Source organism: Deinococcus sp. JMULE3 (assembly GCF_013337115.1).
Lineage (GTDB): Bacteria > Deinococcota > Deinococci > Deinococcales > Deinococcaceae > Deinococcus.
In genome coordinates, this window is record NZ_SGWE01000004.1 from 2,443,746 (window position 1) to 2,469,965 (window position 26,220).

A 26,220-nucleotide genomic window follows, 5' to 3' on the forward strand; every position below is an offset into this window, starting at 1 on the left:
CCTCGCCCTTCAGTTCCGTCCGACCAGCAGGTGGTACAGGACGCTCATGCGGATGGCCTGTCCGTTCTCGACCTGTTTCAGGATGCGGCTCTGGGGGCCGTCGGCGGCGTCGCTGCTGATTTCCAGGTCGCGGTTCATGGGGCCGGGGTGCAGGACGATGGCGCCGCTCTCGGCTTCTTTCAGCAGGGTGTCGTTCACCTGGTAGGTGTCGGCGTATTCCTGGAGGCTGCCGAGGAACCCGCCGCTCATGCGTTCGCGCTGGAGGCGCAGCGCCATGACGGCGTGGGCGCCGCGCACGGCTTCGCGGGGGTCGGTGGTGAGGGTCACGCCGGGCATCTGCGCGAGGCCGGGGGGGAGGAGGGTGGTGGGGCCGCACAGGACGACCTGCGCGCCCAGTTTGGGGAGCAGTTCGGCGTTGCTGCGTGCGACGCGGCTGTGGCGGACGTCGCCGAGGATGGCGACCTTCTTGCCTTCCAGGCTGCCGTATTCCTGGCGGATGGTGTACGCGTCGAGCAGCGCCTGGGTGGGGTGGGCGCGGCGGCCGTCCCCGGCGTTGATGACGGGTTTGCCGCTGTAGCGCGCCACGAGGTGCGCGGCGCCGGCGGCGTGGTGACGGACGATGTACGCGTCGACCTTGTAGGAGGTCAGGACTTCCAGCGTGTCACGCAGGCTCTCGCCCTTGCTGACGCTGCTGGCTCCGGCGGCGAACGTGAGGACATCAGCGCTCATGCGGCGGGCGGCCAGTTCAAAGCTGGTGCGGGTGCGGGTGCTGTTCTCGAAGAACGCGTTGCAGACCGTCAGGCCCTGCAGGGCCGGGACTTTCTTCACGGGCCGGTCGAGCACCTGGAGCATGGTGTCGGCGTTGTCGAGGATGGCGCCCAGGCGTTCGGGCGTCCAGTCCTGGAAGTCCAGGAGGTGGGGTGGGCGGGCGCCCATGCTGGTGGGGCCATTCTGTCCGCCCGTCATCGCAGCGCCTCCATGTCCCACAGTTCGACGCTGTCCACGTCGTCGGTTTCCTGCAACTTGACCTTCACGACCTCGCTGGCGGCGGTCGGAAGGTTCTTGCCGACGTAGTCCGCGCGGATCGGCAGTTCGCGGTGCCCGCGGTCCACGAGCACGGCCAGCTGGATTCCGGCGGGGCGGCCGAGGTCGATCAGGGCGTCCAGCGCGGCGCGGACGGTGCGGCCGGTGTACAGGACGTCGTCCACGAGGATCACGCGGCGGTCGCGCAGGTCGAAGGGCACCTGCGTCTCGCGGATGATGGGCTGCTGGGCGACCTCGCTGAGGTCGTCGCGATACAGGGTGATGTCCAGCATGCCGGTGGGGACGTCCACGCCTTCCAGGGAGCTGAGTTTCTCGGCGAGGCGGCGGGCCAGGGGGATGCCGCGGGTGTGCACGCCGATCAGGGCGAGGTTCTCGGCGCCCTTGTTGCGTTCGATGATCTCGTGCGCGATGCGGGTCAGGGCGCGGCGGACCTCGTCGGCGGTGAGGATCGTGGCTTTAGGCGTCACGGTGTCCTCCGGTGCGGGCCATAAAAAAAAGGCCGTGCAGCGCGGGCTGACGGGTCGGGGTTGGGTGGTTCATGGGGCTCCTTCTCCTGCCTCACGGGGCGGGTGCAGCCTCACGGGACTGCCGGGAAAGGGACGTGGTGTGGAGTTGTGGGTCGCGCCAGTCGGCGGGCCTTGTGGAGTGTACACCGCCGGGCGCCGGGGTGTCATGTCGCCTGTCCGGCCCGGTGGGGGAGCGTGCGGCGCACCAAACTTGACATGATGGCACTCAGGTTTTACCATGACCGCAGTTGAGCGCAAGGCACTCAGATGTCATGCAGGAGTGCGGCGCGCTTCCAGTCTCAGGAGGTCACCACATGATGCGATTCGATCCCTTCCGTGAAATCGAGGAACTCACCCAGCGCATGGACCGCGCCTTCGGCCAGCCCGCCGCGCCCGCCCGCTTCGCCCCGCCCGTCGACGTCCACGAGGACGAGCACGGCCTCGAACTCACCCTCGACCTGCCCGGTGTCAGCCCCGACCAGGTGCAGATCGAGGCCGAGAACCAGACCCTGACCGTCCAGGCCACCCGCACCTACGACCGCCGCGAGGGCCGCGCCGCCCACCGCGTCGAACGCGCCCACGGCACCCTCGCCCGCACCTTCAGCGTCCCCGCCAAGTACGACCTGACGAAGGTCGAGGCGGACCTGCAGCACGGCACCCTGACCCTCAAGGTGCCCCGCAGCGAGGCCGCGCAGAAACGCACCATCACCGTCCGCACCGGCCACGTCCTCGACACCGACACCGCCAGCGCGTAAACCCGAACTCAGCAGCGGGGCGAGCCTTCCAAGTGGCTCGCCCTGCCTGTTCTGTCAGTGGGGAGTAGGAAGTGGGAAGTGGATGGGTCGCCGTTCCACTTCCCACTCACCACTTCCCACTCACTCGCCTTCGCGGACTGCTTCCAGCAGGTCCTGCACGATGTTCAGCGCCGCCGGGCCCAGTGGGGATCGCGTGACGCCCATCAGCGTGCCGAGCTTCTCGCGCCGGGCGGGCGTGAGGTTCAGCCAGTTGTGCAGGTCGGCGCGGTGCGTGCGGGCGGTCTCGTCGCGCAGGTAGCGCACCGCGCCGTCGTAGTACCCGGCCTGGAACGCGGCCCGCGCCCGGCGTTCCTGCTCCACGAGGCCCAGGCCGCGCGTGGCGAGCAGCACCCGCCGCGCCTCGGGTTCGCCGCCGAACGCGTACAGGCTCTCCAGGTGATTCACGGCCTTCGGGAAGCGCAGGCCCGCCGAGGCGCGCCACGCGTGCGGCAGGCGGATCTCGAATTCCGGCCAGAGGTGCACCCAGGTCAGCAGCGCCGGGTACAGGCGCGTCAGGGCGATGTCGCGGGCGTCCGCGAGGGCCAGCAGCTGCTCCTGCACGCCGTGCCCCGCGCCCGTATGCGCGGCGCGCGCGGCGGTCAGGGCGTCCTGCGCGCCCAGCAGCAGTTCCGCGCGGTGCGCCGCCCGCTGCGACGCACTGAGGTTCCATAGCGTCCGCTGGATCCGCCCGTAATGCCCGGTCGGGTCGTACAGCACGCGACTGGTCGCCAGCAGCGCCAGCGGGGCCTCCGCGCGGGCCGCGTCCCAGTCCCGCCACGCTTCCAGCTGCTCGAACGGGAAGCGCTCGACGATCACGCCCGCCCGCGCGTCCGAATGGGCACTCAGCAGGCCACGCTCGAACGTCACGAACGTCGGGACGCTCCCCGCCCACTGGAACTCCGTGCCGAAACTGCCCGCCTGCGCCACGGCGCGCACCTTGCGATCGGCGACCAGCCGCTCCGCGACCCGTTCCGGCGAGTGCCGCTCCGACCTCTCCCTGCCTGCTTCCGTCATCACGTCACCCCCTTTCCCGGTTCCGACCGGGCCGGGCAGCATACCCTACCCCGCCCTGTACGCTCCGTGACCCCTGCGGCGTTCAGACCCAGCCTCTCAGCTCCGGCGGGCCACGACCGTCTCCGCGCCCGTCACGCGGTCCCCCACACTCACGGCAGGCGTGAACGCCAGCGGCACGTGCAGCAGCACCAGCCCACCCTGCTGCAGGAACGCGGCCTTGTACCCGGCGCGCACCTCGTCCCCCTCCCGCGTGAACGACGTGCCGCTCAGGCCCGCGCGGCCCGCCACCAGCGTCACCGTCACGTCCCCGTCCGGCGTGCCCACCACCGCCGCCTGCCGCTCGTTCTCCAGCGCCCCGCGCGACGACAGCGCGTCCACCGCGCGGCCCGTCAGCACGCCCAGCGTGCCCGCCGCGTCCAGCAGGGGCACGTTCACCCGCGCGCCCACATGCGTCGCGTACGACACCGCGCCCGACACCGGCTGGAACACGTAATGCACGTCCAGTGGCCCCACGGGCACCCCGATCAGCCAGCCGTCCGCCGCGCCCGGCGTACCCAGCAGCGCCGGCACGTCCAGCCCGTCCGCCCGGCCATCCTCCACCCGCCGCACGAAGCCCACCACGCCGTCGGCGGCACTCAGGACCTCACCCTCGTTCACCTTCGGGAGGCGCACCGGGTCACGGTAGCGGTACACGCCACGTAGGTACAGGGCCGCGCCAGCAGCCAACGCAACAGGAATCAGACGGCGAACACGCATGCCCACAGTCTAAAGGGCACGCGCGCCACGCCGCGGAGAGAGAATCTTGGGGGATGAGCAGGCGCTTACTGCTCCTGCAGGATCTGCACGCCCAGCAGCGTGTCCGCGCCCGCCCCGGCAATCGGACCACTGTTGTTGTAATTGCGCTGAAGGCGGTTCAGGACGTCCTGCCCGGCGATCACCTGCCCGAATACCGTGTAGTTCCCGCTGAGGAAGTCGGCGGGCGCGACCGTGATGAAGAACTGGCTGCCCTGCGAACTGAGGCTCTGCGAACGGGCCATGCCCAGCACCCCGGCCTTATCGAAGCGGACGCCGTTGACGAGTTCCGCGCTGAACTGGTAGCCGGGGCCGCCCGTGCCCCAGCGGGCCTGCTGGGCGGGGTCGGCGCTCAGAGGGTCGCCGCCCTGCGCCATGAACCCGTCGATCACGCGGTGGAAGCGCGTGCCGTCGTAGAAGTGGTTCAGCGCGAGGAACACGAAGTTGTTCACGGCGACCGGCGCGACCTTCGGGTAGAGATCCAGGGTCACGTCGCCCTGACTGGTCTTCAGGACCGCCCGGTAGCGTTTGTTCGGGTCGATGATCTGCGCGGGCGCACTGGTGAAGGTGCGCACCGGGGCCTGCGTGAGCTCTGCCATCGCCTGGAAGCTCAGCACCGGGGCGGGCGCGGGGGCAGGGGAGACCGGCGCGGGCGTGACCGGAGCCGGAGCGGCGGTCACCGGCGGCGTGGTGGTTGGAGCGGTGGCCGGGTTGGTGGCGGCGGGCGCACAGGCGACCAGCGCGGCACCCAGCAGGACGGAAGCGGTCATCAGGGCACGTCGGGACATGCCCCAGTCTTCCACAGCCTCCATGAGAGAAGGTCCATGAGTGGCGGTGTCCGCCGAGCCCCCTGCCCTCAGCGGGGGCGTTCCGGACCCCAGCGGCGCAGCGCCCACAGGCCCGCGCCGATCAGCACGGCAGGCACGGCCAGGATCGTCCAGGCGGGCCAGTCCAGCAGGAGGATGCCCGCCCCGGCCAGCAGCACGGACGCCGCCACGATGGTCCAGCGCAGCGCCTCGTCCAGCAGGAACGCCCACAGGTCCGCCCAGAAACCACGCCGGATGTTCATGCTCCCAGCGTACCGGGTTCACTCCAGTGGGAGGCTGGTCGTGTACTTCTCCTGCTTCACGACGATCGTGCTGGCGGTGTTCCGCACGCCGGGAATGGCGGCCAGGGTGTTCACCAGGAAGTGCTGGTACGCGTCCAGGTCCGGCACGGACACCTTCAGCAGGTAGTCGATGTCCCCCAGGCACAGGAAGCATTCGAGCACCTCGGGGCGGTCCTGCATCTTCTTCGCGAACTCCTCGAAGCCCGCCTTCGTCTGCTTGTCCAGCGTGACGCGCACGATCACCATCAGTTCGCGCCCGACAGTTTTCGGGTCGAGCAATGCCACGTACCGCTGAATGACGCCCTCCTCTTCCAGGCGGCGCACGCGGCGGAGGGTGGGGGCGGGGGTCAGGCCGATCTCGTCCGCGAGTTCCGTGTTCGGAATGCGGGCGTCCCGTTGCAGGATCCCCAGAATCTGCCGGTCGATGGCATCCAGATCACTCTGAGACATGATGAAGCGCATTCTAGCAGAACGGCGCAACCCCGTTGCGGGGTATGGGCCGGAAAGTGCATGTGCGGGCAATCCTGATTGCGCCGACAACTGTTAACCTTGCGTTCAACACAGCATCAACCCGCCGGCAGGAGACACCTGCGCGGTCCGCGAGGTCACACCATGCACATCGGACTCCCGAAAGAAATCAAGGTCAAGGAAAACCGCGTCGCCCTCACCCCCGGCGGCGTCGCCACCCTCGTCCGCCGCGGCCACACCGTCACCGTCCAGCACGGCGCAGGCCTCGGCAGCGGCATTCCGGATCAGGACTACGTGAACGCCGGAGCCACCCTGGGAAGTGCCGACGACGCCTGGGCCGCCGAGATGGTCGTGAAGGTCAAGGAACCCATCCAGAGCGAATACCACTACCTCCGCCCCGACCTCCTCCTGTTCACGTACCTGCACCTCGCCGCCGACCGCCCCCTCACCGACGCCCTCCTGCAGGCAGGCACCACCGGCGTCGCCTACGAAACCGTCCAGCTCGACGACGGCAGCCTGCCCCTGCTGACCCCCATGAGCGAAGTCGCGGGCCGCCTCAGCGTCCAGGCCGGCGCGTACCACCTCCAGAAACCCGTCGGCGGACGCGGCGTCCTCCTCGGCGGCGTCCCCGGCGTGCAACCCGGCCACGTCACCATCATCGGCGGCGGCGTCGTCGGCACCAACGCCGCCAAGATGGCCATGGGCCTCGGCGCCAAAGTCACCATCCTCGACGTGTCACAGCGCCGCCTCGCGTACCTCGACGACGTCTTCTTCGGCAAGATCACCACCATGATGAGCAGCGAAGCCAACATCCGCGACCTGCTCCCCACCACCGACCTCCTCATCGGCGGCGTCCTCATCCCCGGCGCGAAAGCCCCCCACCTCGTCACCCGCGACATGCTGGGCCTCATGCCCGAAGGCAGCGTCATCGTCGACGTCGCCGTCGACCAGGGCGGCTGCGTCGAAACCATCCACGCCACCACCCACGACGACCCCACCTACACCGTCGACGGCGTCATCCACTACGGCGTCGCCAACATGCCCGGCGCCGTCCCCCGCACCAGCACCTTCGCCCTCACCAACCAGACCCTCCCCTACGCCCTGCTGCTCGCCGACCACGGCGCCAACGCCCTGCACCGCAACAAAGCCCTCATGCTCGGCCTGAACACCCACCAGGGCAAACTCACGTACCAGGGCGTCGCCGACGCGTTCGAACTGCCGTACGTGGCGCCCGAAGCGGCTCTGGCCTGATCGAGTTCCGGGCGTCTGGCCTGGAGGTTCTACTGATGGCCCCACCCCCCAGCCCCCTACCCCAGGGGGGCAGGGGGGGGTTTCGTTGGCACTGGGCAAGAGTTTTTACTTGTGCGTCGGAGGTGCAGTGGGCGGGGACGGGTCCGGCCTCGACGCCATCCTGCCGCCCCCCTCGTAGGCCCGCGCGCTGCGCGCACGACGGCCGGTGGCAGTCGGCGGTCCGGTGCCGGGTGGGCCGCGCCGGGCCGCTGATCTACTTTCTTCGCTTCGGCAGAAGCATGGGTTCAGGCTCCCCTTCAAGGGGAGCTGTCAGCGCAGCTGACTGAGGGGTTTGGGGTCCGCTGCGCAGCAGCCTCCTTTCCCACTCCCCACAACTCACTCCCCACTGCCCAGTAGGCTTCCCGCGTACCCTGTGGTCATGTTCTCCCGTCCTGGTCGTGCTGCTTCGCCTCTGAGTCCGGAGGGTTCGCGTGTGAGGCGTGATCCGCGTCAGCTCGTGCGGTTGCTGGCGTTCGCGCGGCCTTATCGGTGGGTGTTCGTGGTGGGTGTGGTGGCGACGCTGGTGTCGAGTGGGTTGAATCTGGTGTTCCCCGCGCTGTTCGGGCGGTTGATCGACGCGTCGTTCCTGCGGGTGGGGTCGACGGACACGTCGCAGCTGGACCGGACGGTGGTGGCGCTGCTGGGGATCTTCGCGCTGTCGGCGGTGTTCGGGGCGGCGCAGTCGTTCCTGCTGTCGCGGGTGGGGGCGGGTGTGGTGGCGGACCTGCGCCGGGCGGTGTTCGCGCACCTGCTGACGCTCTCGCCGCGATTCTTCGGGGAGCACAAGACCGGAGACCTGACCAGCCGCCTGACGTCGGACGTGGGCACCGTGCAGACCGTGACGAGCACAGCGCTGGCGCAGCTGGCGGCGCAGTCCGTGAGTCTGGTGGGCGCGGTGGTGCTGCTGGTGACGACCAGTCCGCGCCTGAGCCTGCTGACCCTGGCCGTTATCCCGCTGGTGATCGGCACGGCGGTGACGATCGGGCGGCGGATCCGCCGCGTGAGCCGCGAGGTGCAGGACGCCGTGGCAGGCGCGAACGCCAGCGCCGAGGAGGCCATCAGTGGCGTTCGCGTCGTCCAGAGCTTCACTGCCGAGACCCTGGAGGCGGGCCGCTACGGGCAGGGCGTCACGCAGAGCTTCCTGGCGGCGTTGAAACGCGCCCGCCTTCAGGCGCTCATGGCGGGCGTGATGAGCTTCCTGACCTTCGGCGCGCTGGCCGTGGTCCTGTGGTACGGGGGGCGGCTGGTCATGGCGGGCAGCCTCACGCCGGGGAATCTGGTGACGTTCCTGTTCTACGCGCTGCAGGTGGGCGGCACGGTCGTCGCGCTGACCGGCGTGTTCAACCAGTTCCAGGAGGCGCTGGGCGCGTCGGGCCGCATCTTCGAACTGCTGGACGAACGCAGCGACCTCCCGCAGCCCGCGCAGCCCGCCCCGCTGGCCCGCGCGGAGGGCCGCGTGTCCTTCGACGGCGTGTCCTTCACGTACGACGGCGACGCGGAAGGCACGCGGGCCGCCGTGCTGCGCGACGTGACGCTGGACGTCCCCGCCGGGCAGGTCGTCGCCCTCGTCGGGCCGAGCGGGGCGGGGAAGACCACCCTCGTGAACCTCATCCCGCGCTTCTGGGACGTCACGGGCGGCACCCTGCGCGTCGACGGGCGGGACGTGCGCGACTACGCCCTGGCCGACCTGCGCGCCCAGGTGGGCCTCGTGCCGCAGGAGACGCTGCTGTTCAGCGGCACCATCCGCGAGAACATCCTCTACGGCCGCCCCGGCGCGCTCCCCGACGAGGTCGAGGTCGCCGCCCGCGCCGCCAACGCCCACGAGTTCATCAGCGCCTTCCCGCACGGGTACGACACGGTCGTCGGGGAACGCGGCGTGAAACTCAGCGGCGGGCAACGCCAGCGGGTCGCCATTGCCCGCGCCATCCTGAAAGACCCCCGCATCCTCATCCTCGACGAGGCCACCAGCGCCCTCGACAACGAATCCGAATCTCTCGTGCAGGCCGCGCTGGAACGCCTCATGCAGGGCCGCACCACCTTCGTCATCGCGCACCGCCTCAGCACCATCCGGAACGCCGACCGGATCCTCGTCATGGACGCCGGACGCGTCACCGAGGACGGCACGCACGCGGGTCTCCTCGCCGCCGGGGGCATGTACCGCGACCTGTACGAACTCCAGTTCCGCGCCGAACAGGACGCCCAGACTGACCTGAACCTCACCACCAGCTGAACCGGGACGCAGACGACGGCTGATCCGTCCGGGCCGCCCGGTGGCCCCCTCACCCTTCCGTCGCTTCTCGACTCCCTCCCTCTCCCACGAGGGGAGAGGGGAACATGGAAAGAGAACACGAGATGAGCGCTTCCATTTCATCCCACAAGAAGATGGGCGGCGCACAATACCCGTCATGGAACAACGGGACTTCGGCAACACCGGCCTGCGCGTCAGCGTCCTCGGCCTCGGCGCCGGGCAGATCGGCGACGGCAGCCTCAGCGAGGACCACGCAGGTACCCTCCTGAACCGCGCCATCGACCGGGGCATCACCCTGGTCGACACCGCGCGCGGCTACGGCCTCAGCGAGGAACGCATCGGCCGGCACCTCGCCTACCGCCGCCACGACTTCATCCTCAGCAGCAAGGGCGGGTACAGCGCCGACGGCGCCGACGACTGGACCCCGCAGGCCATCCGCCTCGGCATCGAACAGGCCCTCACCCGGCTGCGCTGCGACTGGATCGACATCTTCCACCTGCACTCCTGCCCCGCCGACACCCTGCGCCGCGACGACCTCCTCGGCGCACTCGACGACGCCCGCACCGCCGGACTCATCCGCGTCGCCGCGTACAGCGGCGAGAACGAAGCCCTCGCCTGGGCCATCCAGAGCGGCCGCTTCGGCAGCATCGAAACCAGCGTCAACCTCGCCGACCAGTTCAGCCGCCGCCAACTCCTCCCCGCCGCCACCGAGAGCGGCATGGGCGTCATCGCCAAACGCCCCATCGCCAACGCCGCCTGGCGCTTCACCCACCGCCCCGAAGGCGACTACGCCGAAACCTACTGGGAGCGCCTGCGCACCCTGAACATGGACACCATCCGCCAGAACGCCGGACTCGACTGGCTCGACCTCGCCCTCCGCTTCACCGCGTACACCCCCGGCGTCCACAGCGCCATCGTCGGCACCGCCAGCATCCACAACCTCGAACGCAACATCGACCTCGTGCAGCAGGGCCCCCTCCCACTGGACGTCCTGACCCACATCGAAGCCGCGTGGACGCAACACGGACTGGAATGGGGCGGGGAAGTGTAAGGGCGGCACCCCCTCCCGGCCTCCCCCCTCAAGGGGGAGGAGAAAACATCAGGCCCCCCTCTGCTCCGCGGCTTTGCAAGTCAAGGGGGAGGAGAAAAGGATGGTGGGCGGGGCTGGTGGTCACACGCCCCCTCACCCGCCCCTGCGGGGCACCCTCTCCCACGAGGAGAGAGGGTCGAAAATGCCCTCTCCCCTCGTGGGACTCACAGAGCTGCGCAGCAGAGAGGGAGGGAGGAGCGGAGCGACGGAAGGGTGAGGGGGCGCGCCTTACGCTCTCGCAGCCCCGCGCACGCGTTTTTCGGCTTCGATGGCGCGCTGGAGGTCCTGAATCTGCCGCAGGAGGCCCAGCTGCTCGGTGGGGGCGGCACCCGGCACCTGTTTCTTCAGGAGGTCCACCTCGGCGCGCAGCGCGTCGATGCTGAGGGTCACCTGGATGTCGTCCACGGCGGCCGCCGCGTACCCGTTCACCTTCTGCTCGTACTGGTGGCTGTTCTCCCGGCCGATGGTGCCCGAGTCGCGACCCTCGAACATCAGGCGGATCAGCATCTGCTCCTCGGGCTGACCGCGGAACACGTCCAGAATGTCGTCGGGCGTCTGCGCGCCGCGCGCGGCCAGCATCACCTTGCGGACCGACTCGTTCCGCCACGGCATGCTGCCGTCCAGTTTCGCCAGCAGAGACGGATCGACCAGCAGCTGCTTCAGGAGGGCCATCTCACGGTCCTCCTCGCTGCGTGAACTGGTCATGCCCGCCAGGTGCGTGTCCGTCAGGGTGCGCCTCTTGGCCTTGCTGGCAATCCACTCCATGAGCGCCTCGGGCTTGATGCCCAGCGTCTCGCACGCCGCGCCGCGCACCCCCTCGGCGATCTCGTCCAGCGGATCGAGGTTCTGCATGCGCGGCAGGAGTTCCATCAGGATGCGGCGTTTGCCCTCGCTGGTGCCCACCCGTGCCGTTCAATGGCGGCCTGCACGCGGTACCGGACCTCGTCCAGACCGCTGCTCAACGCGCGCTGAAGCAACTCAATGTCCCCGGCCAGGAGGGTGTCCGCCGGGTCCTTCCCGCTCGGCACGCTCGTGGCGCGCACGCGGAACTTCGCGCCCAGCACCTGATCCAGCCCCGACAGGGTCGCCTTCAGGCCCGCCTCGTCACGGTCGAACAGCAGCACCAGACTCTGCGCGCCCAGACGCTCCAGCAGCGTCGCGTGCTCCGCCGTCAGGGCCGTGCCCAGGCTCGCCACCGCCCCCGTGAACCCGTGCTGGTGCATGGTGATCACGTCCATGTAGCCTTCCACCACCACCAGTTCCCCGCCGTTCTTCAGGCCCAGGCGGGCCTTGTCCAGCCCGTACAGCAGTTCACCCTTGCGGAACACGTCCGTCTCCGGGGTGTTCAGGTACTTCGGCTTGCTGTCATCCAGCACACGCCCCCCGAAGCCCACCAGCCGCCCCAGGTGATCCCGGATCGGGAACATCACCCGCGCGCGGAACCGGTCGTACACCCGCCCGGACTCCGGATTCTCGATCAGGAGCCCCGCCTCCAGCAGCTGCCGTTCCGACACGCCCTTCACCCGCGCGTGCTTCAGCAGACCATCCCAGCCGTCCGGCGCGAACCCCACCTCGAACGACTCGATCGTCGCGTCCGTCAGCCCACGCCGCCGCAGGTACGCCAAAGCGGCCTCGCCCGCAGGCCCATGCAGGTGCTCACGGAAATACGCCAGCGCGAACGCGTTCACGTCGAACACGTCCCGACTGGACCGCTCCCCGTACCGCGCCTCCACCTGAATCCCCGCCCGCTCCGCGAGCTTGCGCATCGCATCCCCGAAACTCAGGTTCTCCGTACGCTGCACGAAACTGAACACGTCCCCGCCCGCCTTACACCCGAAACAATAGAAGTACCCCTGCTCCGTATCCACCTGGAACGACGGCGACTTCTCCTTATGGAACGGGCACAACCCCTTCAGGCGACCGCGCCCGGCAGGGGAGAGCTGCACGTACTCACCCACCACATCCGCAATGTTCAAGCGTGAACGAACCTCTTCTTTCGTTCCCATGCACCCTCACCCCCTTTCAAGCGGCCACCCCACAGGGCACCCGGAGACGCCCAGTGTACCCCACGCCCGCCCAACCCGCCAGAGGAAAAAAATGACCGCCAGGACGGTAAAAAAAACACAGTCACCGGGGCATACGTCCAGCACGGGAACGCCACGCGACCCACCCACGACACCCGGCGCAGGCAGGGGCGGAACAGTACTCAGGCACATGCGGAAAACGCGACGCGGGCACAGGCGCACGCAGGGAAAAAGAGACGGGCGGTGCCCGTGGACACCCCCTCCCGGCCTCCCCCCTCTGCTTCGCAGCTTTGCAAGCCAAGGGGGAGGGGAAAACCCCTCGCCTCTCCACTGGTGAGTGAGCGTCAAGTTCCGGCCAACTCCGCGTGAACCCACCTTCAGGCGCCCATCACGCCCGCACCCACCCACGCGGCGCACGCTGAACCGCATGAGCCAATACAAGGTCAGCCAGAGCGACACCACCCACGGCAAAGACGGCGAACACCACCTCATCAAAGGCCAGCAGAGCAGCATGCGCCTGTGGCACCGCGAAGAACCCGCAGGCGCCAAACCCGAAAGCAGCAACCCCTACGAGACCCTCGGGTACGTCACCGAAGGGCAGATGGACCTCACCGTGAACGGCGAAACCATCACCCTGCGCCCCGGCGACTCCTACTGCGTGCCCGCAGGTGCCCCCCACACGTACCGCATCACCGAGACCCTCACCGCCGTCGAAGTGAACACCCCCGGCACGGACAAGTAAGGCCCCCTCACCCTGCGAGTCCCTCTCCCTGGCGGAGAGGGACAAACACTGCCCGCCCCAGGCCTGTGCCGGGGCGGGCGCAAGCATGACTCGCGGATCAGGCGGGCGTCGCCACCACGAACGCCGCGCTGTCGTAATACGTGCGGAACGCCGACACCTTCCCATCCTGCACGTCCAGCAGGCTCACGCCCCGGTACGAGATCTCCCGCCCGCCCGGCAGGCGACCCGACGCCGTCCACTCCAGCACGCCCAGACCCCCCTCCTCCTGCACGCGGGAGAACTCACTGCGCACCACCTCGAAACTCCCCAGGTACGCCTCCCAGAACGCCCGCGCACCCTCCACTCCCTCCCACGTCTGCTGCGTCAGGTTCCGCAGCGTCACGTCCCCCGCGTGCAGGGCCAGCAACCCCGAAACGTCCCCGGACTCCTCCGCCACCTGCAACGCATTCGCGAACTCCTCAGTCAATGTCATACCCCCACACCACCACGCCCACCCACCCCGCAGGGCATGAACCCACACCAACTCAAGCCCCCCTCAACCCCCGCTCAACGCCCCTTCAGACCACCATCACGCCCCCCCCCCCCACACGGCAACCTGAACGCATGACCGACCAACCCCTGAAAGGCAAGACCATCGCCATCCTCGCCGCCGACGGAGTCGAACAGGTCGAACTCGTGAAACCCCGCGAAGCCCTCGAAGCCGCCGGGGCCACCACGCACCTCATCAGCCTCAAAGCCGGGCAGATCCAGAGCATGAAAGGCGACATGGAACCCCAGGACAAATACGACGTGGACCACACCGTCACGCAGGCCAACCCCAGCGACTACGACGGCCTCCTGCTGCCCGGCGGCACCGTCAACCCCGACAAGCTGCGCCTGGACCCCTACGCCATGAAGTTCGTTCGCGCGTTCTACGACCACGGCGCACCCATCGCCGCCATCTGCCACGGCCCCTGGAGCCTCAGCGAAACCGGCATCAGCAAAGGCCTGCGCATGACCAGCTGGCCCAGCCTGAAACACGAACTGACCCTGAGCGGCGCGAACTGGGTGGACGAGAAAGTCGTCGTGGACCGAGGCATCATCACCAGCCGCAACCCCGACGACATCCCCGCCTTCATCGACAAGATGATCGAAGAATTCCAGGAAGGCGACCACAGCAGCAAAAGGTAAATAGGGGAAAGGAGAAGGGCCGCACTCGGGGGAGGAGTGCGGCCCTTTTATATGTAAAAGAATATAGCATGAATGTGGAGTTTTGTAATGGCCATTTTGCTGGTGGAGGATTTACTAAGAGTTGTGTGGATAATGATAAGACGCTCTACTATTTTGATTTTGCGCTCAACATATCGTATAGATTACCTAATAATTCAAAATACTCGGGCTTTATTTTTCCACTGTTAAGCCGGATATAAGGTCTTCCTTTATTTTGGTTGAAAATTCTTTGATTTCCGATCTTGATAGACCATTGCTGGATAGCCATTTTTCTATTATTTCTAGCACCGGGAATTCAATTGAAAGCACCGGCCTATCGGTAATTTGACTGAATGTCACATTGGATACATGTCTTTCTATAATTTCTTCTATGTATTCAGTTACATAGAAGTCTTCAAGCATAATTTCCTTATCGATATTCAATAGCTGATCATACCTTAGCCAAACTCCATCCCCTTCGAATTTAGATTGTTTTTCTTTTGCTGGTTGGTCTGAATCGGATATCACGTAGTAGTTTCTGCCCACCATTTCTAAAAAGCTTGCTACCCTTGGAACATCTTTGACGCCGAATGCATGGGTCATGCCATAATTTTGAAGCTTTTTCACTCTGCGAAGTTTATATGGAGGAGCACTAATGGCTATTCCGAAGAATTTCTTATCTTTCCATCCCTCAAATATTAAATTAGTTTCCTTAAGAATATCAAATAGTGAGTAACCTAGTGAATTATAGAGAACTTCTTCATCTGCTACGTTTGAAGAATTTGCCACAATAACTTCTGTGGTCTCATCATTTTTTCTTACAATATAGTGATTCTCAATTTTATTTTTATCAATCATAAATATTGAGTGAGTGCTAAAAATAACCTTATTTGTGTCCGATATTTTTATTAACTCCGACAAGAGATGGCGAGCTGCTGAGGGATGTAGACTAGTATCTGGCTCATCTTGTATAAAAATTACATTTTTAAGATCATTTGACGCATTTCTTACTGAAACTGAGAGGATGAAGGTTATAAACCTCTTAAATCCATCACTCCTGCTGGACATTCCATACTGGTTATATTTGTCTTGAATATAGCTTTCGATATTCTGTCCGTTTTGAGTAAGACTAATGCTGATGGATTTATATTCAGGCCACGCTTCGTGAATGTACCTTGTTGCATTGGCTGCCACTCTGATAAGAAGATTTCTTATACCTGCAGCCTTTTTGCTTTGTATATCAAATTCTTCTTTAATATTTCTGATCCCCGAAAGCCAAAAAATATGCTTCAAAGGATTGGAAATTTCGGGATTTGCGAGGAAGGCATCTTTATCGATCCTCTCGTGTAACAAGTTTTTCTCTGAATAGTCCCAATATATACAGACAGGATGATTTGATGATAAAATACTTTTACCCTCTTGAAAAACTATCCGATACCAATCTTGAACTAATGCTTTATTAAGTTTAGATTTTTGAACATCATCTAAAAGTTCTCCGTGTATGATCGGGAAATTTTTGACATCATATACCTTTTGGTCAAAATTAACCATTACTTCGCCAGAGGGCAGATCTTTTGGCGGTGTATACCAATCTCCGGCAGGTTTTAATCTATCTTGTGGTGTCCAAAAAGAATAATGCTTAGTTAAATTATTCAAAGCTACGTGATAAAGAACTTGGTGCTTAGTTTCAAGAAAGCTTCCTGCTGTGATATTTTTATTGCCATCTGAAATAATAGGCTCATTAAAGTAATTAAAAGCAAGAATTCTGCTATCGCATTCTTCCCTAATAGTTTTTATTTCTTCTGCATCTGGCTCAAATATGAATATGACAAATGCTTCTGCATCGTGAGATTCATCATGTGATGGCTGTCTTATATCATCGGCGACGGGTGAAATATCTTTGTCTAATAATCTTATCGCTTTTAAAATATTTGTTTTGCCTGATTCATTAACTCCTAGTAAGACTTTTGGAGAGGAATCAAATTTGACGGTGGCAGTCTTTATTGATCGAAAATTTTTTATCCTAACTTCTGCTAAATTCATACGTTTCCTCTTGTAAAAGCAAAATAAAAGTCTTGGTTCTTCAACCAAGACTCATATAAAGCTAGGATTACGCTTCGACCCAGTCCTCGACTGGCGGGCAGCTGCACACGAAGTTCCTATCGCCATAGACGTTGTCCACTCTATTCACGCTGGGCCAGTATTTCCACTGCTTTTGCGTGCTGGTGGGGTAGGCAGCGGTTTCGCGGCTGTACGCGCGGTTCCAGTCCATGTCGATCAGGTCGGCCTGGGTGTGGGGCGCGTGCTTCAGCGGGCTGTCGGCGGCGGCGATCAGGTCGTCCTGCACGTCCTGAATTTCGCGGCGGATGCCGAGCATCGCCTGGATGAACCGGTCGAGTTCCGCTTTGGGTTCGCTCTCGGTCGGTTCGATCATCAGGGTGCCGGGGACGGGGAAGCTCATGGTGGGGGCGTGGAAGCCGTAGTCCATGAGGCGCTTGGCGACGTCCTCCTCGCTGATGCCACTGGCGGCCTTGAGGGGGCGCAGGTCGATGATGCACTCGTGCGCGACGCGGTCGTTCCGGCCGGTGTACAGGACGGGGAACGCGCCTTTCAGGTGGTGCGCGATGTAGTTGGCGTTCAGCAGGGCGACCTGCGTGGCGACTTTCAGGCCGCGTGCGCCGAGCAGGCGGATGTACAGGTAGCTGATGGGGAGGATGCTGGCGCTGCCGTACGGCGCGGCGCTGACGGCCCCCGTGCTGCTGTCAGAGGTGGGGCGCACGGCGTGGTTCGGGAGGAACGGGGCGAGGTGCGCCTTGACGCCGATGGGGCCCATGCCGGGGCCGCCGCCCCCGTGGGGAATGGCGAAGGTCTTGTGCAGGTTCAGGTGGGACACGTCGCTGCCGATCAGGCCGGGTTTGGTCAGGCCCACCTGGGCGTTCATGTTCGCGCCGTCCAGGTACACCTGCCCGCCGTGCTGGTGGATCAGCTCGCACGCTTCGGTCACGCGTTCCTCGTACACGCCGTGCGTGCTGGGGTACGTGATCATCAGCGCGCCCAGGTTCTCGCTGTGCTTCTCCGCCTGGGCTTTCAGGTCGTCCATGTCGATGTTGCCGTCCGCGTCGGTCTTCACGACCACGACCTGCATGCCCATCATGGCCGCACTCGCGGGGTTCGTGCCGTGCGCGCTGGCGGGAATCAGGCAGATGTTCCGGTGCGCCTCGCCCCGGCTCTCGTGGTACTTACGGATGACCAGCAGGCCCGCATACTCACCCTGCGCGCCGCTGTTCGGCTGGAGGCTCACGGCGTCGTACCCGGTGATGTCCGCCAGCCACGCCTCCAGTTCACCCAGCATCTCCGCGTAGCCCTCAGTCTGGTCGGCGGGCGCGAAGGGGTGCAGCTGGCCGAACTCGGGCCACGTCACGGGAATCATTTCCGTCGTGGCGTTCAGTTTCATGGTGCAGCTGCCCAGCGGGATCATGCCGTGCGTCAGGCTGTAATCCTTGTTCTCCAGGCTCTTCAGGTACCGCAGCATGCCGTGCTCGCTGTGATGCGTGTTGAACACCGGATGCGAGAGGTAGTCCGAGGTGCGCTTCAGGTCGGCGGGAATGCCGTCCACCGCCTGAGCGTCCAGCGCCAGCACGTCGGCGGCGCGGCCCGTGATGACCTCGATGATGTCCGCGAGGTCGGCCACGGTGACGGTCTCGTCCAGGCTGACGCTGACGCGGACAGGTGTGAACTCGTGTTCCACGCCCATGGCACGCGCCCGGTCGCTCAGCGCCTGCGTTTCAGCCCAGCCAGTTTCGTTCGCGGCGGCCTCCACGCGCTCCAGAACGGCCAGGGTCGCCAGCGTATCGTCGCCGAAGTCGATCTCGTCGCCGTCCAGGTCATGCGTGACATCGTCTGCCAGTCGCGCTCCGGTGATTCCCCCCTCGTAGCGGAAGTTGATCCCGGCGCGTTCGGCGCGGCCCTTCACGGTCCCGTCCGTTTCGAAGCTGAGGGTGTCGAAGAACGACTGATTGACGTTCAGGCCCGCGTCACGCAGCGCGGCGGCCAGGATGCCGGTCATTCGGTGCGTGCGCTCGGCAATCGTGCGGATGCCTTCGGGTCCGTGGTAGACGGCGTACGCGGCGGCCATGTTCGCCAGGAGGGCCTGCGCGGTGCAGATGTTGCTGGTGGCCTTCTCGCGGCGGATGTGCTGCTCGCGGGTCTGCATCGCCATGCGCAGCGCGGGGCGGCCCTTGACGTCCTTGCTGACGCCGATCACGCGGCCGGGCATGCTGCGCTGGAAGTCGCTGCGGCACGCCAGGAACGCCGCGTGCGGCCCGCCGAAGCCCATCGGAACGCCGAAGCGCTGGGCGCTGCCGATCACGATGTCCGCGCCCATCTCGCCCACGGGTTTCACGAGGGCACTGGCGAGGAGGTCGGTCGCGGCGATCAGCAGGCCGCCGCTGGCATGGACTCGTTCGGCGATGGGGGAGAGGTCGTGCAGGTCGCCGTACGTGCCGGGCGTCTGCACGAGTGCCGCGAAGGTGCCTTCGGGCAGTTCGGCGTCGGCGGGTCCGGTGACGATCTCGTACCCGAAGTACTCCGCGCGGGTGCGGATCACGTCGATGGTCTGCGGGTGCACGTCCTGCGCGACGTACAGCGTGTTGCCCTTGCTCTTGCCCGCACGCTTGGCGAGGGTCATGGCCTCGGCGGCGGCGGTCGCCTCGTCCAGCAGGGACGCGTTGCACACGGGCATGGCGGTCAGGTCCATGATCGCCTGCTGGAAGTTCAGCAGCATCTCCAGGCGACCCTGCGAAATCTCCGCCTGGTACGGCGTGTACGCCGTGTACCAGCCGGGGTTCTCCAGCATGTTCCGCAGGATCACGCCCGGCGTGTACGTGCCGCTGTACCCCATGCCGATGTAACTGCGGAACACCCGGTTCTTCGCCGCGACCGCCTTCAGGTCGGCCAGCGCCTGCGCTTCCGTGACCGGCCCGCCCACGTTCAGGTCCCCCGTGAAGCGGATGCTTTCGGGCAGCGTCGTGTCACTCAGTTCATCCAGGCTCCCCACGCCCAGTTCCGCCAGCATGGCGGCCTGTTCGGCCTCGGTCGGGCCGACGTGACGGTCGAGGAAATCAGCGGTCTGCAACAGATCAGTCAGGGAACGGGTCATGGAGTACTCCTGGGGGTGGGGCGGTGAAGCGGGTCACACGCCCCCTCACCCCGGCCCTCTCCCACAGGGGGAGAGGGAGAAAAAGAATGTTGAACCCCCCTCTCCCCCTGTGGGAGAGGGGCCGGGGGTGAGGGGGCCACCGAGTGGCGCTCCCGGTCACCCGTTCAGGTCAGTTGTTCGCGGCTTCGTACGCGGCGGCGTCCATGAGGTCGCCTTCGCCGGTCACGTCGAGTTTGAACAGCCAGCCGCCTTCGTAGGGGGCGCTGTTGACGAGTTCGGGGGTGCCGGTCAGGGCGTCGTTCACGGCGGTGATGGTGCCGCTGGCGGGCGCGTAGATGTCAGAGGCGGTCTTGACGCTCTCGACGACGGCGATGGTTTCGCCCGCTTCAACGACGCGGCCCACTTCGGGCAGTTCGACGTACACGACGTCGCCCAACTGGTCCTGAGCGAAGTCGGTGATGCCGACGGTGCCGTCAGCGGCGAGCCATTCGTGGGAGGCGGCGTACTTCAGTTCGGTGGGGGTGGTGGTCATGGTCGTATTCTCCGGGTTTCGGGCGTGGGGGGTGTGTGCGGGCCTACGTGGGTGGCGGGTCAGCGTTTGTAGAAGGGCAGTTGCACGCGGGTGGCGGGGTGGTCCTTGCCGCGCACCTCGACGTCGAAGATGTCCGCTCCGGCGTGCTGGGCGTTCACGAGGGCCATGGCGATGGGGTGGCCGAAGGTGGGGCTGCTCGTGCCGCTGGTGACGTGCCCGACGACTTCACCGCCGACCTTGACGGGGTAGCCCTCGCGGACGGGTACGCGCTCCAGCTTCAGGCCGATCAGGGTCTGGGTGGGGGCACTGCGGATGTGCTCGTGCCCGACGTGGGTCTTGTCTTTCACGACCCAGCTGTACGTGCTGCTCAGCGGGTGGATGGTGTCTGAAAATTCGTGCCCGTACAGCGGGAAGCCCGCTTCGAGGCGCAGGGTGTCGCGCGCGCCCAGTCCGGCGGGCGTGAAGCCGACGGCCAGGAGTTTGTCCCAGACGGTCTCGGCCTCGCTGGCGTCCGTGAACACCTCGAAGCCGTCCTCGCCGGTGTAGCCGGTGCGGGCGAGCATCACGTCGAAACCGAACAGTTTGGCGGGGAAGAAGGCGTTCTTCTTCTTGCTGCTCAGGTCGGTGTCGGTGTGGGGTTGCAGCAGGCTCTCGGTCTGGGGGCCCTGCACGGCGAGGAGGCCCCAGCGGTCGCTCTCGTCGGTCAGGGTGACGTCGAACTCGCCTGCGTGCGCGTTCAGGTGCGCCCAGTCCTTGGCAATGTTGCTGGCGTTCACGACCGTCAGGTACTCGTCTGGCGCGACCATGTAGATGTAGATGTCGTCCACCAGACCACCGGCAACGCCGGGCAGCCAGTTGTACTGCGCGCGGCCGGGTTTCAGTTTGCTGACGTCGTTGGTGGTGACGTGTTGCAGGAACGCCAGTGCACCCGCACCCTGCACGCGGAATTCGCCCATGTGGGACACGTCGAACACACCGGCGGCATTGCGGACGGCGTCGTGTTCGGCTTTCACGCCCGCGTACTGCACGGGCATGTCCCACCCGCCGAAGGGCACCATTCGGGCTCCGGCGCGCAGGTGCGCGGCATGCAGGGGCGTCCGCTTCAGCGGCTCGGTGGGGGACTGGTTCACACCTGAAACTGTAGCCGACCCACCCCGGCGCGTCCGGGCCGTCTGGACGCCTGCGGGGTGTACGCTGGGGCATGGCGACCGGGAAAAAGAGCGTTCCACAGGCTGAAAAACGTCAGGGTGGAACAGTGTACGAGCAGCTGACCGGCTGGGCACTTGAGAGTGCCCGGCAGGGTCTCGCGCCCCGCGACGCCTGGGCCGCCGCGCAGCGTCTCGTTGAGGGAACGCCCAGTACCCTGAACAAGGGCTGCCCGCGCTCCACGTTCGTCTCCCTGGCCGAACACGGGTACCTGCGGGGCGTGCCCGCACAGGCCGACGCTCGTCCCCTGACCCTGAACGCCCGACACGCCCTGCACGCGCGGACGGTCGCTCAGGCCGACCCGGACCTCCTGAACCGCAAGCAGGCGTGGTGGGCCGCGACCCGCGCGCACTCCGGCACGGACCGCGAGAATCACGCGGGCATCCTGGACGTCCTGCACGCGCTGATGGTGCGCGACGCCCTGACCGACCCACCCGCCCCGTGAGCCCCTCGCACCTGCTGGCGCTGCGGCCCCCACCGGACATCGAGGCCCGCGTCGTGGCGTTCCGCGAGGCCCACGGCGTGCGCGACGCGGCGGCGGTCCCGCACGTCACGGTCAAGGCCCGCAGTGGCTTGGACGACGACCTGCGCTGGCTGGACCTCATCCCGGCGGTGGCGGCGGCGACCCCGCCCGTCCCGGTCGAACTGCTCGCGCCGCGCGTGTTCCCGAACGGCAGCGCCCTGCACCTGCCCGCCCGCAGCCCCGGCGCCGTGCGGCTGCACCTCGCCCTGCTGGACGCTCTGCGCCCGGCGAGCCGCTTCGGGTACGAGGGGCCGCACCTGACCCCGCACCTCACGCTGGCCCTGGGGCGGCGGGACGTTCCCCTGGACGCCCTGCTGGACGCGGCGGGGCAGGCGTTCCCACACCCGCTGTCATTCACCGTCACGGACCTCGTCTGGATGCGCAAACCCGGACCCGGCGGGTCGTACCAGCCCGTCGAAGGGTGGACGCTGGGCGGTACGCCCGACCCGTAGAGTGGCGGGCATGCCGACCCTCGCGCAGCTCCGGGAACTCCAGGCCATCGCCCAGGAGGGCCTCACGTACTCCCGCGATCCCTTCGACCTGACCCGCTTCGCGCGCCTGCGGGACCTGACCGCCGAACTGCTGGCCGAGCAGACTGGGCAGAGCCCCGCCACCGTCACCGGGCTGCTGCGCGCAGAGGAGGGGTACCTGACGCCAAAGGTGGACGTGCGGGCCGTCGTGCTGAACGCGGCGGGCGAGGTCCTGCTGACCCGCGAACGCAGCGACGGCGCCTGGAGCCTCCCCGGTGGCTGGGCCGACCCCGGCGAGAGCCCCACCCAGATCGCCGTGCGTGAGGTTCACGAGGAGACCGGGCGCACCGTGCGCGCGGCGCGGCTGCTGGCCGTGATGGACAAGGCGCAGCACCCGCACCCGCCGGACCTGTGGGCGGTGTACAAACTGTTCGTGCAGTGCGACCTGACCGGCGCGGGCGTAGCGGCGCACGCGGAGAACCTGGAGACGCTGGACAGCGCCTTCTTCCCCGTGGACGCCCTGCCGCCCCTGAGCCTGCCGCGTAACCTGCCGGGTCAGGTGCGGCGCGTGGTGGCACTGGCCCGCGACCCGCACAGCACGGTTCACTGCGATTGAAGCTGATGCCGGTTCACTTGAGCTGAGCCGCATGGTCCGTCCCGGTACAGCGGGGCTGCGCTGACCGGTAGACTCGCTCTCATGCCCCGTGTCGCCCGGACCGAGATCACCGTGCAGGCTCCCCTGGAGCGGGTCTTCGACCTGCTGGTGGATTTCAGCGCGTATGGCAGCTGGAATCCGTTCGTGGTGGAGGTCACGGGGGCTGAACGTGCGGCCGAGGGCGTGCGGATGCGCTTCAGGCTGCCCTGGCGTGGGGGCCGGTTCATGTATTCCGATGAGCTGGTCACGCGCGTGCAGCCTCCGGCGGGCGGCGCGGCGCTGGTCGCGTGGCGGTACGACAGTCCGCTGGCCCGCTGGGGCCTGCTGCGGTCGGAGCGGGTGCAGACCCTCCGGCAGCTGCCGAACGGCGACACGGCCTACGCCACCGAGGAGGTCTTTCACGGCCCGGCAGCCGTCCTGGTGCCCGTGCGGTGGGTGCAGGCGGGGTTCGAGGCGCAGGCGCGGGCCATGCGCGATCACCTGTCGCCTCACCTGTCGTCCCCCTGAAGGGATGGCTGCCGGGCGGGTTCGGTGTTCCTGGCGACGGTCCCGGCGCGCCGGGCGTCGCCTACTACCGGCATGAACACCCTGATTCTGGGCGCGACGGGCGGGATCGGTGCGGCGACGGCGCGGGCTTTCGCGGCGGCTGGGCACACGTTGACCCTTTCCGGGCGCGACGAGACGCGACTGGCGGCGCTGGTGTCGGAACTGGGCGCGACGGGCCGCGCGGCGGACGTGGGCTTTGAGAGTCACGTCCGCACGCTGCTGGAGGGCACGCCGGAGCTGGACACGCTGGTGTACGCGGCGGGCGCGGCGCACCCCGAACCGCTGCGGGACGCGGACCCCACGCACGTCCGGGGCGTGTGGAACGCGAACTACTTCGGGGCGCTGTGGGCCATGAAGCACGGGCTGGGGCGGCTCGCGCCGGGCGGGCGGGTGTACCTGCTGGGCGCCCGGCCGGAACTGGTGACCGCGCGGGGGTTCAGTCAGTACGCGGCGAGCAAGGCCGCCCTGGCCCGCGCGGCGGAGGTCGCGCGGCTGGAGCACCGGGGCGTCGGGATCACGCTGGTGCTGCCGCCCGCCGTGGAGACGGGCCTGTGGGCGCAGGTGGGCCGCGTGCCGCGCGGCGCGCTCGGGCCGGACGTGGTGGCGCGGGCGATCGTCGCGGACCGTGCGGGCGAGGCGCAGGCGGAACTCAGGATCGACGGGTGAGGAGCATCAGCCCGCGCGTGAGGTTCCGCTGCGCCCCGGCGTACAGCGCGAGCATGACGCCCTCGGTCAGGGCGCGGCTCAGCCGGTCCCGCAGGAGGTAGCGGCGCACGAGGATCAGCAGGTCCGACGCGACGAACATCCACCCGCCCCGCCGCAGCAGGCGCGCGGCGTCCGGGTGCGCGCGGGCCAGTCGGGGGTCGGCGGCCAGCAGCGCCATGAGGTTCAGCAGCGCCCCGTACCCACTCAGGACCGGGAGGCTGGCCGGGTCGTGCCGGATCAGCAGGCCCGCGCCGAGCAGCAGCCCGGCCGCGCGTGCGGGCCAGTGTCCGGCGTGGGGCCGCGCGCCGCGCCGCCACAGCAGCGTGACGGTCAGGAGTTGCGCCAGCGCGTACCACGACGCACCGCCCCGGAACGCGCCGGGGTTCCCGCGCGGGTCCGGCTGGTGCGTGGACCGGGCGATGGTCACGCCGCCCAGCGCGGCGGCCCCCAGCGACAGCAGCAGGGTGAGGGTGTCCCGCGTGTCCCGCCCCGGCTCTTTGCGGGCGACCTCGGCGGCCAGCGTGGCGACCATCGCCGCCTCCGCGATCTGGTGGGGGCGTGGCCGGTCGAGCATCCCGGCCAGGACGGTCGCGGTGGCCGCGGCCCGGAACGCCTTCACTGGACCTCCACCGCGCCGCGTTCGGTGACGAGCCACTGCGCGGGGCCGTCGTGCGGGTCACGCGGCAGTTCCGGCACGAGCAGTGCGTCCTGGATCACGCCGACCGTCACGCCCCGGAACGCGGGCAGCAGGCGGTCGTAGAACCCGCCGCCGTACCCCAGACGCACGCCCGCTTGATCGAACGCCAGCCCCGGCAGCAGGATCGCGTCCACCGTGTCCAGCGGCACCTGCGGCGCGTCGGCTGGCGGTTGCAGCGCCCCGAAACGACTGACCTCCGTCGCGGTGTGCCATGGGTGCAGCGTCAACCTCGGCTCGGGCCGGAAGCGGGCACGCGGGGCCAGCAACTCGAACTCGCCGCTCAGGGCGCTGACGTCCGGCTCGCCGCTCAGCGCCCGGTACGCCAGAACGCGCCGCGCGCCCAGCTGCCTCAGGAGGCCTTGCAGGGCGGCCGTGACCGGCGCGGATACGTCCGGCAGGGCCGCGCGAATTTCGTGCGCCCAGGCGCGCCAGTCAGGCTTGGTCGCATCGGGGGAGGGGATGGAAGCCACGTCCGACACTATGCCAGAGCGCCCCGCGTGTCGCCCGCCGGTCAGTGCGGGGGGGAATGGTGCGTGCCGTTCGGGCGGTCAAAGTCGTGCCACGCCTGCCCGTCGAACAGCGTGTGCCACGGGGCGGGTTCGATCACCTGCGTGAAGGTGTTCAGGCCCGTCTCGGGCGTCCAGTGGTGCAGCAGGCACATGGGCGGCTGGCGCTGCACGACCAGCTGCGCGGCTCGGTTCAGGTCCGGGTTCAGCGTGGCGTCCGTGCCGGGACAGGTCATGACGGTCGTGTGCGCGAACCCCGCTGTCAGGCCCATGTGCAGGTGCCCGGCCGCGACGCGCAGCACCTGCGGGTGCTCCAGCAGCAGGTCGCACAGTTCCTCGCGCCCACGCAGGTCCATGCCGTCCATGACGTCTAGCCCGGTCCTGACCGGCGGGTGGTGCATGAAGATCAGGGTGGGCCGCTCGGGCGCCTCGCGAAGCCGCGCCTCCAGCCAGTCCAGGCGCGTGTCGTCCAGTTCGCCGCCGCCATGCCCGGGCCGCTGGGTGTCCAGCCCGATCAGGCGCAGTGGGAAGTCCTCTGCGGCGTACTGCATGAAGCCCGGCAGGTGCCCGGGCGGCGGTGGGAACAGGTCCAGCAGCGCGGCGCGGTCGTCGTGATTGCCCGGGACCAGGAACGCCGGGACGCGCAGCGTCCGCAGCAGGTCGGTGAACAGCGCGTACTCGTCGGGACGGGCATGCTCGGTGCAGTCCCCGGTGAGGATCACGGCGTCCGGCAGGGCGGGCATGGTGTTCACGTGCGCGACCGCCCGCGCGAACGCCGCCGCCTTCTGCGGGAAGCGGTAATCGACGTGCGGATCACTCAGTTGCACCACCTGCATGACGGTCACCTCCTGACGTCAGCGCGCGGCCCGTGGTGGCCCGGCGTTCCGTTCAGTGTGCGCCCATCCACATAACGG

Annotated in this window: 26 protein-coding genes and 1 pseudogene; 11 read left to right on the forward strand and 16 right to left on the reverse strand. The window is 66.8% G+C overall.

The window, feature by feature from the left end; genetic code table 11:
- Nucleotides 1-9 precede the first annotated feature (9 nt).
- A complete protein-coding gene (locus tag EXW95_RS14680; RefSeq protein WP_174369001.1) occupies nt 10-936 on the reverse strand; it encodes an aspartate carbamoyltransferase catalytic subunit in 927 nt (308 codons plus the stop codon).
- Nucleotides 937-962: 26 nt separating this feature from the next.
- Nucleotides 963-1,511, reverse strand: coding sequence for a bifunctional pyr operon transcriptional regulator/uracil phosphoribosyltransferase PyrR (gene pyrR, locus EXW95_RS14685; RefSeq protein WP_174368065.1), 549 nt, complete (start codon nt 1,509-1,511; stop codon nt 963-965).
- 353 nt (nt 1,512-1,864) lie between these two features.
- On the opposite strand from pyrR, the gene EXW95_RS14690 reads away from it, so the two are divergent.
- On the forward strand, nt 1,865-2,305 hold the full coding sequence (locus EXW95_RS14690) for an Hsp20/alpha crystallin family protein (protein WP_174368066.1): 441 nt from the start codon (nt 1,865-1,867) through the stop codon (nt 2,303-2,305).
- Between the two features lie 120 nt (nt 2,306-2,425).
- Here the strand turns inward: EXW95_RS14690 and EXW95_RS14695 are convergent, their stop codons facing one another.
- The 5 genes from EXW95_RS14695 to EXW95_RS14715 all read right to left on the reverse strand — a co-directional run bounded on the left by EXW95_RS14695 (nt 2,426) and on the right by EXW95_RS14715 (nt 5,708).
- A complete protein-coding gene (locus EXW95_RS14695) occupies nt 2,426-3,358 on the reverse strand; it encodes a hypothetical protein (RefSeq protein ID WP_174368067.1) in 933 nt (310 codons plus the stop codon).
- Nucleotides 3,359-3,454: 96 nt separating this feature from the next.
- Nucleotides 3,455-4,114, reverse strand: a complete 660-nt coding sequence (locus EXW95_RS14700; protein WP_174368068.1) for a phosphatidylserine decarboxylase — start codon at nt 4,112-4,114, stop codon at nt 3,455-3,457.
- A gap of 65 nt (nt 4,115-4,179) precedes the next feature.
- The gene (locus EXW95_RS14705; protein ID WP_254605641.1) at nt 4,180-4,938 is read right to left on the reverse strand and encodes a peptidylprolyl isomerase; all 759 of its coding nucleotides are present in this window, start codon (nt 4,936-4,938) and stop codon (nt 4,180-4,182) included.
- A gap of 68 nt (nt 4,939-5,006) precedes the next feature.
- Nucleotides 5,007-5,219 carry a hypothetical protein gene (locus tag EXW95_RS14710; RefSeq protein ID WP_174368069.1) on the reverse strand — a complete coding sequence of 71 codons (213 nt, stop codon included), beginning with the start codon at nt 5,217-5,219 and terminating at the stop codon, nt 5,007-5,009.
- 18 nt (nt 5,220-5,237) lie between these two features.
- A complete protein-coding gene (locus EXW95_RS14715; protein WP_110831178.1) occupies nt 5,238-5,708 on the reverse strand; it encodes an Lrp/AsnC family transcriptional regulator in 471 nt (156 codons plus the stop codon).
- 162 nt (nt 5,709-5,870) lie between these two features.
- Here EXW95_RS14715 and ald point away from each other — a divergent pair, with 162 nt between their 5' ends.
- The 3 genes from ald (at nt 5,871) to EXW95_RS14730 (ending at nt 10,315) form a co-directional block, all read left to right on the forward strand.
- A complete protein-coding gene (ald, locus tag EXW95_RS14720; protein WP_174368070.1) occupies nt 5,871-6,977 on the forward strand; it encodes an alanine dehydrogenase in 1,107 nt (368 codons plus the stop codon).
- Between the two features lie 418 nt (nt 6,978-7,395).
- Nucleotides 7,396-9,246, forward strand: a complete 1,851-nt coding sequence (locus tag EXW95_RS14725; RefSeq protein WP_174368071.1) for an ABC transporter ATP-binding protein — start codon at nt 7,396-7,398, stop codon at nt 9,244-9,246.
- A gap of 175 nt (nt 9,247-9,421) precedes the next feature.
- Nucleotides 9,422-10,315 (forward strand): aldo/keto reductase, encoded by an 894-nt coding sequence (locus EXW95_RS14730; protein ID WP_174368072.1) that lies wholly within the window; start codon nt 9,422-9,424, stop codon nt 10,313-10,315.
- Between the two features lie 267 nt (nt 10,316-10,582).
- Here EXW95_RS14730 and dnaG read toward each other — a convergent pair.
- Nucleotides 10,583-12,360 (reverse strand): annotated as a pseudogene (dnaG, locus tag EXW95_RS14735) (DNA primase).
- A 445-nt stretch (nt 12,361-12,805) separates the two neighbouring features.
- On the opposite strand from dnaG, the gene EXW95_RS14740 reads away from it, so the two are divergent.
- The gene (locus tag EXW95_RS14740; RefSeq protein WP_174368073.1) at nt 12,806-13,120 is read left to right on the forward strand and encodes a cupin domain-containing protein; all 315 of its coding nucleotides are present in this window, start codon (nt 12,806-12,808) and stop codon (nt 13,118-13,120) included.
- 97 nt (nt 13,121-13,217) lie between these two features.
- On the opposite strand, the gene EXW95_RS14745 is transcribed toward EXW95_RS14740, so the two are convergent.
- Nucleotides 13,218-13,592: a nuclear transport factor 2 family protein gene (locus tag EXW95_RS14745; protein WP_174368074.1), complete on the reverse strand. Its 375-nt coding sequence runs from the start codon at nt 13,590-13,592 to the stop codon at nt 13,218-13,220.
- Between the two features lie 131 nt (nt 13,593-13,723).
- Between EXW95_RS14745 and EXW95_RS14750 the strand changes: the two genes are divergently transcribed.
- Nucleotides 13,724-14,290 (forward strand): type 1 glutamine amidotransferase domain-containing protein, encoded by a 567-nt coding sequence (locus EXW95_RS14750; protein WP_174368075.1) that lies wholly within the window; start codon nt 13,724-13,726, stop codon nt 14,288-14,290.
- A 210-nt stretch (nt 14,291-14,500) separates the two neighbouring features.
- Here EXW95_RS14750 and EXW95_RS14755 read toward each other — a convergent pair whose 3' ends face one another.
- The 4 genes from EXW95_RS14755 to gcvT form a co-directional block, all read right to left on the reverse strand.
- Nucleotides 14,501-16,351 carry an ATP-dependent endonuclease gene (locus EXW95_RS14755; RefSeq protein ID WP_174368076.1) on the reverse strand — a complete coding sequence of 617 codons (1,851 nt, stop codon included), beginning with the start codon at nt 16,349-16,351 and terminating at the stop codon, nt 14,501-14,503.
- A gap of 67 nt (nt 16,352-16,418) precedes the next feature.
- On the reverse strand, nt 16,419-19,466 hold the full coding sequence (gene gcvP, locus EXW95_RS20745) for an aminomethyl-transferring glycine dehydrogenase (RefSeq protein WP_254605643.1): 3,048 nt from the start codon (nt 19,464-19,466) through the stop codon (nt 16,419-16,421).
- Nucleotides 19,467-19,635: 169 nt separating this feature from the next.
- Nucleotides 19,636-19,998, reverse strand: a complete 363-nt coding sequence (gcvH, locus tag EXW95_RS14770; protein ID WP_174368077.1) for a glycine cleavage system protein GcvH — start codon at nt 19,996-19,998, stop codon at nt 19,636-19,638.
- 59 nt (nt 19,999-20,057) lie between these two features.
- Nucleotides 20,058-21,128 (reverse strand): glycine cleavage system aminomethyltransferase GcvT, encoded by a 1,071-nt coding sequence (gene gcvT / locus EXW95_RS20750; RefSeq protein ID WP_174368078.1) that lies wholly within the window; start codon nt 21,126-21,128, stop codon nt 20,058-20,060.
- Nucleotides 21,129-21,199: 71 nt separating this feature from the next.
- Here gcvT and EXW95_RS20755 point away from each other — a divergent pair, with 71 nt between their 5' ends.
- From EXW95_RS20755 to EXW95_RS14800, 5 genes are all read left to right on the forward strand, one after another.
- The gene (locus tag EXW95_RS20755; protein ID WP_174368079.1) at nt 21,200-21,649 is read left to right on the forward strand and encodes a hypothetical protein; all 450 of its coding nucleotides are present in this window, start codon (nt 21,200-21,202) and stop codon (nt 21,647-21,649) included.
- A complete protein-coding gene (locus EXW95_RS14785) occupies nt 21,646-22,179 on the forward strand; it encodes a 2'-5' RNA ligase family protein (RefSeq protein WP_174368080.1) in 534 nt (177 codons plus the stop codon). The genes EXW95_RS20755 and EXW95_RS14785 overlap by 4 nt, the downstream gene beginning before the upstream one ends.
- Nucleotides 22,180-22,189: 10 nt before the next feature.
- The gene (locus EXW95_RS14790) at nt 22,190-22,813 is read left to right on the forward strand and encodes an NUDIX hydrolase (RefSeq protein ID WP_174368081.1); all 624 of its coding nucleotides are present in this window, start codon (nt 22,190-22,192) and stop codon (nt 22,811-22,813) included.
- An 81-nt stretch (nt 22,814-22,894) separates the two neighbouring features.
- On the forward strand, nt 22,895-23,359 hold the full coding sequence (locus EXW95_RS14795) for an SRPBCC domain-containing protein (RefSeq protein ID WP_174368082.1): 465 nt from the start codon (nt 22,895-22,897) through the stop codon (nt 23,357-23,359).
- Between the two features lie 72 nt (nt 23,360-23,431).
- Nucleotides 23,432-24,064 (forward strand): SDR family NAD(P)-dependent oxidoreductase, encoded by a 633-nt coding sequence (locus tag EXW95_RS14800; protein WP_174368083.1) that lies wholly within the window; start codon nt 23,432-23,434, stop codon nt 24,062-24,064.
- Here EXW95_RS14800 and EXW95_RS14805 read toward each other — a convergent pair.
- Genes EXW95_RS14805 through EXW95_RS14815 form a run of 3 tightly spaced genes read right to left on the reverse strand, consistent with a single transcriptional unit; the run spans nt 24,048 to nt 26,142 of the window.
- A complete protein-coding gene (locus tag EXW95_RS14805) occupies nt 24,048-24,722 on the reverse strand; it encodes a lysoplasmalogenase family protein (RefSeq protein ID WP_174368084.1) in 675 nt (224 codons plus the stop codon). The two genes, EXW95_RS14800 and EXW95_RS14805, sit on opposite strands and share 17 nt — an antisense overlap.
- Nucleotides 24,719-25,270: a 5-formyltetrahydrofolate cyclo-ligase gene (locus EXW95_RS14810; protein WP_174368085.1), complete on the reverse strand. Its 552-nt coding sequence runs from the start codon at nt 25,268-25,270 to the stop codon at nt 24,719-24,721. The genes EXW95_RS14805 and EXW95_RS14810 overlap by 4 nt, the downstream gene beginning before the upstream one ends.
- Nucleotides 25,271-25,311: 41 nt before the next feature.
- On the reverse strand, nt 25,312-26,142 hold the full coding sequence (locus tag EXW95_RS14815) for a phosphodiesterase (protein ID WP_174368086.1): 831 nt from the start codon (nt 26,140-26,142) through the stop codon (nt 25,312-25,314).
- Nucleotides 26,143-26,220 lie beyond the last annotated feature (78 nt).